Source organism: Microbacterium gilvum (genome assembly GCF_039543865.1).
GTDB lineage: Bacteria > Actinomycetota > Actinomycetes > Actinomycetales > Microbacteriaceae > Microbacterium > Microbacterium gilvum.
In genome coordinates this window covers 114,951-124,234 of the sequence record NZ_BAABKO010000001.1, presented here as the reverse complement: position 1 = coordinate 124,234, position 9,284 = coordinate 114,951, and the positions used below count along the sequence as shown (strand labels likewise).

The 9,284-nt window shown below is 70.7% G+C and carries 13 protein-coding genes; all 13 read right to left on the bottom strand.

Features of this window, described 5'->3' with window-relative positions:
* Nucleotides 1–6 precede the first annotated feature (6 nt).
* The 13 genes from ABD998_RS00655 to ABD998_RS00595 all read right to left on the bottom strand — a co-directional run bounded on the left by ABD998_RS00655 (nt 7) and on the right by ABD998_RS00595 (nt 9,149).
* The gene (locus tag ABD998_RS00655; RefSeq protein ID WP_345434885.1) at nt 7–426 is read right to left on the bottom strand and encodes a hypothetical protein; all 420 of its coding nucleotides are present in this window, start codon (nt 424–426) and stop codon (nt 7–9) included.
* On the bottom strand, nt 426–803 hold the full coding sequence (locus ABD998_RS00650; RefSeq protein WP_345434883.1) for a hypothetical protein: 378 nt from the start codon (nt 801–803) through the stop codon (nt 426–428). The genes ABD998_RS00655 and ABD998_RS00650 overlap by 1 nt, the downstream gene beginning before the upstream one ends.
* Nucleotides 800–1,192, bottom strand: coding sequence for a DUF6093 family protein (locus ABD998_RS00645; protein WP_345434880.1), 393 nt, complete (start codon nt 1,190–1,192; stop codon nt 800–802). The genes ABD998_RS00650 and ABD998_RS00645 overlap by 4 nt, the downstream gene beginning before the upstream one ends.
* A 19-nt stretch (nt 1,193–1,211) precedes the next feature.
* Nucleotides 1,212–1,619 carry a hypothetical protein gene (locus tag ABD998_RS00640; protein ID WP_345434878.1) on the bottom strand — a complete coding sequence of 136 codons (408 nt, stop codon included), beginning with the start codon at nt 1,617–1,619 and terminating at the stop codon, nt 1,212–1,214.
* Nucleotides 1,620–1,623: 4 nt separating this feature from the next.
* Entirely contained in the window at nt 1,624–2,199 is a 576-nt protein-coding gene (locus tag ABD998_RS00635) for a hypothetical protein (protein ID WP_345434876.1), read from the bottom strand.
* Between the two features lie 60 nt (nt 2,200–2,259).
* A complete protein-coding gene (locus ABD998_RS00630) occupies nt 2,260–3,273 on the bottom strand; it encodes a major capsid protein (protein ID WP_345434874.1) in 1,014 nt (337 codons plus the stop codon).
* A 15-nt stretch (nt 3,274–3,288) separates the two neighbouring features.
* Nucleotides 3,289–3,687, bottom strand: a complete 399-nt coding sequence (locus ABD998_RS00625) for a head decoration protein (protein WP_345434872.1) — start codon at nt 3,685–3,687, stop codon at nt 3,289–3,291.
* Between the two features lie 2 nt (nt 3,688–3,689).
* Nucleotides 3,690–4,316, bottom strand: coding sequence for a hypothetical protein (locus ABD998_RS00620; RefSeq protein ID WP_345434870.1), 627 nt, complete (start codon nt 4,314–4,316; stop codon nt 3,690–3,692).
* A gap of 138 nt (nt 4,317–4,454) precedes the next feature.
* Nucleotides 4,455–5,723 carry a hypothetical protein gene (locus ABD998_RS00615; RefSeq protein ID WP_345434868.1) on the bottom strand — a complete coding sequence of 423 codons (1,269 nt, stop codon included), beginning with the start codon at nt 5,721–5,723 and terminating at the stop codon, nt 4,455–4,457.
* Nucleotides 5,701–7,146: a phage portal protein gene (locus ABD998_RS00610; RefSeq protein WP_345434866.1), complete on the bottom strand. Its 1,446-nt coding sequence runs from the start codon at nt 7,144–7,146 to the stop codon at nt 5,701–5,703. The genes ABD998_RS00615 and ABD998_RS00610 overlap by 23 nt, the downstream gene beginning before the upstream one ends.
* 9 nt (nt 7,147–7,155) lie before the next feature.
* Nucleotides 7,156–7,773 (bottom strand): terminase, encoded by a 618-nt coding sequence (locus ABD998_RS00605; protein WP_345434864.1) that lies wholly within the window; start codon nt 7,771–7,773, stop codon nt 7,156–7,158.
* Entirely contained in the window at nt 7,739–8,800 is a 1,062-nt protein-coding gene (locus tag ABD998_RS00600; protein WP_345434862.1) for a terminase, read from the bottom strand. Before ABD998_RS00600 ends, ABD998_RS00605 begins: the two co-directional genes overlap by 35 nt.
* Nucleotides 8,784–9,149, bottom strand: a complete 366-nt coding sequence (locus tag ABD998_RS00595; protein ID WP_345434860.1) for a hypothetical protein — start codon at nt 9,147–9,149, stop codon at nt 8,784–8,786. Before ABD998_RS00595 ends, ABD998_RS00600 begins: the two co-directional genes overlap by 17 nt.
* Between the last annotated feature and the right edge of the window lie 135 nt (nt 9,150–9,284).

Below are 9,284 nucleotides of genomic sequence, written 5' to 3'. Positions count from 1 at the left end.
GGATGGTCAGAGACCGCCGGACCAGAACTCGAGCGTGAGATCGAGGTAGTAGAGGTCCGAGGTCCGGTCGTGGATGACCCGGCCGTCCTCGACCGGGTCGACGACCGTGATCGCCGTGCAGGCTCTGCCCGCGACGACGGGCACGGCGCCGACGGCGCTGCGCACGGCGTCCGTGAGTAGCAGCACGCCGTCGGACGTGACCGCGACGACACGGACGTCGAATCGCCACCGGCTGCGACCGTCGATGCGCTGCCGGGCCGTGTGCCGGTTCGCGCGGACGGCCGGCATCGTGGGCGTCACGACGAGGTAGTTCTCGCGGACGAGCACGCCGTCAGTCGTCGTGCGCACGGCGGTGTGCAGCTTCCCCGCCAGGAGCGCGACAGCCTCGAGTACGGCGCGCAACGCCGCCAGGTGCGCGCGCAGCATCAGGTCTCCGCGATGGCGTCGAACACGGCGATCTCGAGACCGCGCACGTAGTCGTTCTCGTTCGCTTCGAGCGCGTCGCGGCCGGCGTGCTGCGGCGCCGACTGGACACCGCCGGGGGCGTCCTCCACGAGACCGAGCGACCCCTGTCCGCCGAGCTGCGGGCCGATCTCCGCGGAGACCTCCGTGCCGGCGTCCTCGAGGTCGTAGTCGATCTTCGCGGCGTACCCCTCGAGGCCGGTGCGTTCCGCGCCCTGGCGCCAGTCGTCCTTGATGTGGTGCGCCGAGACCTGGGTCGCCTTGACGACGTTCTTCCGCGCCTCGGCGGGAGCCGCCGTGAGGTCGGCGGCGAGCTCGTACAGCTCGGCCGCGCCACTCACGTCAACTCCCGGACCGGGTAGCGGTGCGCTGTCGTCTGCCCCGACTGCGGCTCCCCCGTGATGCGGAACCGACGGCCGACGAGAAGCCCGTCCACCGCCGACGCCGACACCACGACGTCGTCACCCTCGAAGCACTGTGGCGACCCCGACGGGATGCTGACCGTGAGCTGCTGCTCCGCGACCGGCAGCCCGGCCGAGGTGTCGCTCACCGTCAGCGAGGGGTATTTCACGCGGCCGATGCCGGTGTAGCGTTCCTCGGCGAGCACGCGCGTCGCGTTGCCCGTCTCCTCGTCGGTGCCGTCGACGAACCGCCCGACGAGCACGGTCTCCGTCATACGCGCCTCAGCGAGCCGACGACCGTCCCTCAGGACAGACAGGACCGAAGCCATACGCTCCCCCTCTCCCCCGTCACGACCGGCCCAGGACAATCGAGAACGCGCCACGCCGGCGCCGCTTCCGCGGCACCAGCGCGTCGGCCTCGTCGTCCGAGATGTAGAGCCGCCCCGACGACACGGCAGCGTCACGCCTGCGCGTGCGATCCCAGTCGTCGATCGAGTCGCGCTCCTCGAGCCAGCCCTCGTCGTTCAGGAAATACCGGCGAACCGCCTCGACCACGGCCGCGACGTACCGGCTCTCCCAGTCCGACCGCTCGTCGACCGAGTCGAACGTGGGCGTGTCCGTGATGCCTCGCTCGCGCAGCGCGCTGCGCAGCATCGCCTCGGCGTCCCGGATGCGGGTCGGCGCGGTCGCCTCGTCCTCGGGATCGAGCTTCGCCCGATCCGTGAGGTCGGAGACCTCGACGATCGGCCACGCCATCGGCCTACTCCGTCGGGATCCCGGCGCCCTCGAGCGCCTCGACGATCTCGCTCCGGCTCGCGCCTTCGGGGATCTCGATGTTCAGCCCGCGCAACTCCGCCGCGGCGATACCGTAGGCGCGCCACGCGTCCGCGCTCGAGCCGTTGCCGCTCTTCGGGGGCGCCGCCAGCTGGCCCTCGGTCACAGACTGCTCGCCGGTGCCTTCCTGGCTCGCGAGTCCGAAGGCACCGAGCGCGGCCGCGACGGCACCCGCCGCCTCAGCCAGGCTGACCGAGCCCGCCTCAGCGAGCGCCAGCACGGCGAGGGCCGCGCTCTCCGCAGCGTCCTCCGACACCCCGGCCTCGTGGACGGCGTGCTCCGCTTCTGCGAATCGCTCGTCGCGGACCGGCTCGCCGACGAGCTCGACGATCTCGCCGTCGTCGTCGCCCTCGAGCCAATCGCCCCGCTCGGGAGCTTCCTCCCAGACGTCGGGGTTGGTGATCGCCCGCTCAGCCCACTCGGGGATCTCGGAGTCCGACCCGAGAATGACGGTCCGGCGGGCGGGGTCCTGCAGGACGACGGTCGTGTTCAGCTTCGACATGCTCTACTCCTCACGTGACGGAGGGGAGCCACCCGGAAGCGGCTCCCCTCCTCCGTTCGATCAGGACAGGACCGTGGCCGCGAGGGACAGGTCCGCGTTGGCGAGCACGGGCAGGTTGAGCGAGTCCCCGACGACCTCGGCGATCATCGGGGGCTTCTCGCCGCGGTACACGCCCGCGACAATGCCCGGCTGCTCGGACTCCTCGATGCCGTAGCGCTCGTCGGTGGCCGTCAGAGTCTGACCCCAGAACGTCGCGCCGAGCTCGGTCCCCTCCCAGTCGTTCGTCTCGACCGGCGCAGGCAGCAGGAAGAGCTTGTCCTCGTCGAGGACGCGGCCCTTTGCGGTACGGCGGTTGAAGATGACGATCTCGGGCAGGCCCGCGTTCGAGACCACCGTGCGCACTTCCTCCTGAGTCGCGGGGCGCGAGCCGCCGCCGACGAGGATCGTGCGGAACTGGTCGCCGGCCGCGAGCGCGCGGAAGACGCGGCGCGTCATCAGGAGCGTTCCCGCCTCCGCGCCGGTCTCACCGTAGACGTCGAGGATCGACTCGAGGAACGAGATGCGGTCGACCGTCGGGTCGTTCCACAGCTCCGGCGCGGTGACGTCGTGCGACGCCGAGCGTCCGAAGCTGTCGGCGGCGCCGATCTCGGGGATCGTCGCGACGCCCGTGTTGATGACGACGCCGCGCAGGCGCTCAGCGCGGTCCGAGATCGCACGGACGACACGGCGCGCGGTCGAGAGGATCGACCGGCGCACGAGGTCGTCGCTGGCCCCCCGGTTGCGGAGCTGGTCGTACTCGCTGACCGGGATCTCCTCGGAAAGCGCGGGCAGCTCGATCGCGACACGCTTGCCGGTCGGCTGCCCACCGACTGCCGGCTCCGCGTCGATCGCACGGTAGCTCGCCTCCGGGACGAGGCCGTGCTGCCCCATGACGAAGCGCACGACGATGTCGGCGACCTCGCGGTTCGGGAGCCAGCGGGCGAGGGTGCCCTGCCGGCGCTCGTAGTCCTCCTGCGCCTCGCGGACGTAGCCGGTCAGCTCAGCAGGATCGATGATGTCGGTCCACAGTGCCATGGCCTACTCCTTCGCTCAGACGTACAGGATGTTGGAGCCGTTCTTCGCGCCCGCGGGGGCGACGAAGGACGACCAGGCGGACAGGATGGCCGCGACCTTCGCGGCGATCACGCGACCGTGGTCGAAGAGCGGCACGCCGAAGTCCTGCGTGCCGACGACCTTCTGGTCCGTGAGGAGGTGTCCGGCGAGGATGCCCGCGCCGGTCGTGGTGCCCACGGTCGGGTCGTACGGGACGGCCAGGCCGCCGACGATCGCGAGGGGCGTGCCGGAGGGGATGTACCCGTCCGGGTAGTGCGTTGCCTTGGTGAACGCGCTCACGTCGAGCACCACGGTCCGCGCGTTGCGGATGCCGTGCGTCGAGCCGAGCCACGTCTGGTCACCGGAGCCGAAGTTCTCCGTCTGGAGCTTGGGCATGATCAGTCCTTTCGCTTGGTGTTCTCGCTCTGAAAGAGGTCACGACCCGACTGCACGCTGCCGCCGTTCGCGTCCGAGCCGCGCTGCCCCTGACCGCGCTGGCGGTTGAAGGGACCTGCCTTCGCCTCGGTGCTGTTCGACGACACCCACGCCGCGATCGCCGCGTCGTCGACGGTCTTCCCGTCGTCCTTGACGAACTGCGAGCGGTCCAGGCTGAACAGCATCGACGCCGAGAACACGCGGCCCACGAGCGCCTTATCGAGACGGTCGCCGGCGCGCTCGATCGCGTTCTCCCGGTCCCACGCCGCCCGCGCATCGGCGATGCGCTTGTCGACGTCGTCCTCGGTGAGGCCGGCGGGCTTGCCGTCGTCGTTCTTGTCGTCGTCCTTGCCGGTCGGATGCTGCGCGGTGAACTTGCGGCGCTCGTCCTCGCGGGCGTTGCGCTCAGCGCGCGCCACCCGACCGGCGATCAGCCTGTCGAGCTCCTCCTGGCTGGCGGGTGGTGTGAACTCGCCGCCGGCGTTGCCGCCGGCGCCGTTGTCGCCACCGCCGCCGCCCGTCCCCGCATCGTCGTTGAACGAGCAGATGTGCAGGGCCGGGATGAGCTGACCGAGTGCGTTGCGCTTCATGGGGATATGACCTCTCCGTTTACGGCCCGTCGGCCTCCGTTTAAGCCCCGTCGGGCACCGCGAGACGCTCGCGTAGCGCTTCCGCCGTGTCGGCGGGGAGATGGTGGGGCGGCGCCCGCGTCGTGCAGGCGCCGCCCGTCAGATGAGCCCGAGGGCGCGCGCGAGGCGGCGCACCGAGTCGGGTGTGCGCGAGTCGCGCAGCGCCGACATCTGCACGGCGAGCGCGCGCTCGAGTTCGGCGATCGCTGCGGGCGTCGCGACGATCGGGTTCGCGTAGATGTCGGCGCTGTTCGCGCCGATCGAGCGCGGGATGCGTCCGGTCTGGCGAGCGAACTGCAGGCGGTAGTGCGCGTCGTAGAGGCGCCGCTCGGCGGCCGTCATCGTCGCGCGGTTCAGCAGGTCACGCTCGCCCCGCGCGTTCGCGTCGAGGACCGCGTTCGACGCGCGGCGTCGGGTGCCGCCGCGTCCGAGGGCGCCGAAGCCCGCGACGCTCGGCCCGGTGCCGAGGAGGTTGCCGCCAGGGGTCTGCGGCCCGGTGATGTAGCCCTCGCGCTCGAGCATCTGGATCGCGCGAGTGCGGGTGCCGGCCTGCCGGTAGATGTCGTCGACCGTGAGGCGCGACGGTGTCCCGTACAGGCGTGCCGAGCGCGCCGTGCCGAGGCCGCGCTGCTGCAGGTTGACCACGCGGTAGATGTCGCCGCCGTCGCGGATCGCGCGCGCCGGGATGCGCCCGAAGACGCGGTCCTGCTCCTCGCGGGACATGCTCTTGAACGTCGCGTAGGGGTCGGTGCGGAAGTCGCCGGCGATGTTCTCGGCGGCGGGGATGTGCGTGCAGTCGCACCGCGGATGCCGGTCGAAGCCCGTGTTCCACCGATACCAGCGGCCCGCGAGGATGATGCACCGCGCGCAGCTCGGCGGGTTCAGCATGCGGACGTAGCCGGCCAGCGTGGGGCGCTGCACGATGTCGGCGCCGTACACCTCGCGGCGTGTGTCCGCGAGGAGCGTGAGCGTCACCATCGTCAGCCAGCGCCCCGCGGCCGCGAGCGCCTCGCCGACGCCCAGCCCCTGCCCGACAGCGGTCTTCGACTTCACGACCGCCTCGCCGAGCAGCGACTCGACCGGACGACCGTCGGGCGCCGACGACAGGAACGGTGCCGGGTCGAGCACTCCGACCGCGTCGTCGCGCTGCCCCGTCTCCGCGAGCACCGCGCCCGTGTACGGCAGAGCCTGGGCTACCGCGGCGCGGCGGCCCTTCCCGACGACGTCGAGCATCTGAGGGCCGACGCGCTCCCACGACTCGTCGAAGTCGTCGCCCATCCGCTTCCACAGGCGCGACACGGCGCCCGCCGTCGTCGTGCTGACCTTCTGCTGCGCCCGGTACTGCTCAGCGGATGCCCGCGGCAGCATCGTCCAGCTCCCGGCCGGCGGCGGCGATCTGCGCGTCCTGGACCGCGTTCAGGTCCCAGTCCCGCATGCGTTCCTGCTCGATGTCCGTGTAGCCGAGATCCTCGCGCGCCTGCTCGATCGGGAGGATCGACCGGCCCGAGGAGTCCTTCGCCTGCACGAGCTTCACGATGGCGTCCGCCTTCTGCGCGATCGTCGGAGTCGACGGGTCGCGCCACGTGGTCTCGATCATCTTCGGGCGCGCGTCGGCGCCCCGCCCGAGTTCCATGAGCACGAGCCGCTGCACCTGCTCCCACCGCGTCGAGAGCGCGCTCTGCTTCCTCTCCGCGCGCTTCACCAGCTGCGCCTCCGACGACCGGATCGCGTCGGCCGACGGCGGGTTGTCGCCCTGGAACAGCAGGTAATGCGCCGGCAGGCCGAGCTCCATCGCGACCAGCTGCATCAGCAGCTTGATCGTGTTGTGGAAGTTGGACAGATCCGCCTCGGGGAACTGCCCGAACTTCGCCTTCTCCGATTCCGTGCCCCACATGCGGCCGGCGATCATCGAGAACGTGTCGAGGGCCTTGCCGGATGCTTCGTCGACGAAGTCATCGGTGCCCAGCCCCGTGCCCCAGCGGCGCGGGAGCGCGTGGAACTCGCCGCTGATCACCATGTCGGACGCGAACTTGTTGAGCGCGTCGAGCGGGGAGATGATCGCGTGGAACACGGACCGGCCGAGCCTCTGGTCGAACTTCCCCGGGCGCGCCCGGCCGAGCATCCGGTAGTCGTTCGCGAGCGGCACGAGCGCGCACAGGCGCTGCTCGTTCTCCGGCGTCTGCTCCTCCTCCTGCCACTCGGACCCCTTCCGACGCCAGGTGACGGAGCTCCCGTCGCCGCGGAGCAGCGTCATCCACCGCGTGTTGTCGGGCTCCGTCCACCGCTTGAGGCCGCGCGCGACGCGCTTCGTGCGCGGATCGTCCTCATGGATCGCGTCGAACGGCGACTCGATGGTGAGCACCGGGGCGTCGTCCTTCGTCTCCCCGGATCCGACCATGGCGTAACCGCGGCCGAGCGCGAGCCCCTCGCGGTGGACCTGCTCCGAGAGCATCGGGCCCTCGTTCTCCTGCCAGACGTCGCGCACGTCGACGTCGGCGCTCGTGTTCCCGATCACGCCGCGCGTGAACGCGCCGTCGGCGCCGATCGTCGTGCGCTCGGTCGACTGCACACGGAAGCCCTCGATGTCGAGGCGGTGGTCGTAGACGTCGACGGCGAAGAGCGCGAGGTTCAGCACGATCGGCGACACCCGGTAGCCGAGCTCGCGCTCGAGCACCGGCGCGACGAACTTCAGGGGCTGCTCACCCTCGAAGTAGTTGTCGTTCCGCTCGAGCGTCTTCCGCTCGCGGGTGAGCTTGCGGTTGAGCCGCAGCGCGTCGTCGAGGTCGGTCACGTCTGCCTCCTAACTGCGCCAGACGCGCACCTTCGTTCGTGGTTTCGGCGGCGTCCAACCGCCGGCGAGCGCGTCCCGGACGGCCGCGTTCGCGAGGATCGACGTCATCGCGAGGTCGATCTTCTGGGTCTCGTTCGGCTTCCCGAGGATGTACTTCTGGCCGGGCTTGCCGACCTTCCTCGCGTTGTCCATCGCCTGCGCCGTACGCGGACAGCCGTCCTGCGTGATCAGCCCCTGACGCAGGTCCGCCTCGAACCGGCGGATCTCGGGGTACATGCGGTTCACGGAGTTCGTCGGCCAGACGATGACGCGCTCCGCGCCATGCCGCAGCTGCCACCGGTCGATGTCGGTGTCCCAGTCCTCCGGGTCGCAGTACATGCGCACCACGAGGAACCGGTCGAAGATCTCGTCGACCGCGACGTCGACCTCGCTATGCGGGATCAGCCCGCCGTGCTCGGCTGGGTTCCACCACGTGCCCAGGTTCGACGGCCCCCACCGCGGCGTGAACGAGTAGCCGTCCATCGTCTGCGCGCGGATCGCGGTCCAGTCGTTGTTGATCGACCCGTCGAACCCGACGCCGATCGGAGTGCCATCAGGCGGATTGGGCAACCACTCGAGGTCGGGCATACGCGGCCTCCCACATCCCCTCGGGCAGCCAGGTGCCCTGACCGCGCACGAGCTTGTTCCCGTAGAACCGCGCCGCTTCCGCCGGGTCCGTCTCCATGAGCTCGGCGGCCTCGGCCTCCACGGACGCGAGGTCGACGTGCGTCGCGCCGGCGTACACGTACGCGTGGATCTGGCGGCGCTCCCGCTTGTTCTTGTACGAGAGGTTCGCCGGCGGCTGCCGGAAGAACCGGAAGATGTCCGGCGCCCGCGACTCGAACGTCTGCCGCGCCGTCGACTCCACACCCGGATCCCACGCGTTCGTCAGCTCGATGCCACGCCCACCCATGACCGACGTGCCACGGCGCATCGTGCGCGCGACAGCGATGAGGCCGTTCGACTTCGTGTACGTGCCCGTCTCGTCCTGGATGAAGCCCGTGGTCGGGTTACCGAGGCGCGACTGCGCGCTCGACGTCACCTTGTCGATGCGCCCCTCGTCGCCGATGCGGACGAACGACTCCCCCGCGCGCACCCGCTCCGAGAGCACCCCGTTCCGGATCATCGACAGCATCGGCTGCCACGTGTTGTCGACCTGGTCGTCGGAGGACGCCATCAGCTGCACCAGCGGCGTCGGCCACGGCATGCCCATCGGCTCGCCGGGCTCGTACTCGTAGAGGAACCCGCACCCGCAGCCGTAGTCGCGGCAGTCGAAGACCTCGCCGCCCTCCGCCCACCCGGCGAACAGGTCCGGCCCGAGCCCCATCAGCAGCGCCTCCGACGCCGCCCACGGGCTCTTGCCGTACTTCTGCGGCCCGACGACGAGCGAGCGTCGGTTCGTGAACGCCTGGTTCTTGATCGGGTTCGCCTCGATCCACGGCGTGCCCGGCCGCACCCGCCCATGGTTCGCGGTGCACCACAGCTGCCAATCCGTCAGCACGAACGGCTGCCCCTTGTGGAAGCCATCCGGGATCGGGCAGTGCCACGCGACCCAGTCGGCCTGCAGGTAGCCCAGCGTCGGGAAGTCGATCAGGAAGTCATGCGTCTCCGACATCTTCGACAGCCCTCAGCCTTCCGCGCGCCGACGGCATCCGCTGGCGCTTCGGATCGACCGTCGGGGCGCTCGTCGCGGCCGTCGCCGTGCTCGCCGTGATCGTGATGCGCAGCCCCGCCCGCAGGAACGCCGCATGCGTCAGCAGTAGGTCGTTCTCCTGCCTCAGCAGCAGACCACGCAGCGCCGCCGTCGCGCCCGGCGTCTCCGCCTCCACCGATGTCCGCACATACATGGCGACCTGCCGCTCGGAGCCCTGCTCCTCCCAGACGATCGCCTGCGGCTTCGACCACAACGACGCCCACACCGCCGCCTCACGATCCGTCGGATCCGACAGCGGCCACTCCGGCACCGGACCGCTACGCGCCCGCGGGAGCGTCCGAATCAGCCCCGTCTCGACCCGGATAGCCTCCCGCAGCGAACCAGCCTCAGGCGCAGGCCCAGAACCCGCACGCGCCCCTCCTCGTGGCATCCCGCACCCCCTCCA

What these genes read in the sequence shown, in the direction of transcription:
- ABD998_RS00655 (WP_345434885.1), bottom strand. Translation starts at nt 426, where the DNA reads ATGCTGCGCGCGCACCTGGCGGCGTTGCGCGCCGTACTCGAGGCTGTC.
- ABD998_RS00645 (WP_345434880.1), bottom strand. Translation starts at nt 1,192, where the DNA reads ATGGCTTCGGTCCTGTCTGTCCTGAGGGACGGTCGTCGGCTCGCTGAG.
- ABD998_RS00640 (WP_345434878.1), bottom strand. Translation starts at nt 1,619, where the DNA reads ATGGCGTGGCCGATCGTCGAGGTCTCCGACCTCACGGATCGGGCGAAG.
- ABD998_RS00635 (WP_345434876.1), bottom strand. Translation starts at nt 2,199, where the DNA reads ATGTCGAAGCTGAACACGACCGTCGTCCTGCAGGACCCCGCCCGCCGG.
- ABD998_RS00630 (WP_345434874.1), bottom strand. Translation starts at nt 3,273, where the DNA reads ATGGCACTGTGGACCGACATCATCGATCCTGCTGAGCTGACCGGCTAC.
- ABD998_RS00625 (WP_345434872.1), bottom strand. Translation starts at nt 3,687, where the DNA reads ATGCCCAAGCTCCAGACGGAGAACTTCGGCTCCGGTGACCAGACGTGG.
- ABD998_RS00620 (WP_345434870.1), bottom strand. Translation starts at nt 4,316, where the DNA reads ATGAAGCGCAACGCACTCGGTCAGCTCATCCCGGCCCTGCACATCTGC.
- ABD998_RS00615 (WP_345434868.1), bottom strand. Translation starts at nt 5,723, where the DNA reads ATGCTGCCGCGGGCATCCGCTGAGCAGTACCGGGCGCAGCAGAAGGTC.
- ABD998_RS00605 (WP_345434864.1), bottom strand. Translation starts at nt 7,773, where the DNA reads ATGCCCGACCTCGAGTGGTTGCCCAATCCGCCTGATGGCACTCCGATC.
- ABD998_RS00600 (WP_345434862.1), bottom strand. Translation starts at nt 8,800, where the DNA reads ATGTCGGAGACGCATGACTTCCTGATCGACTTCCCGACGCTGGGCTAC.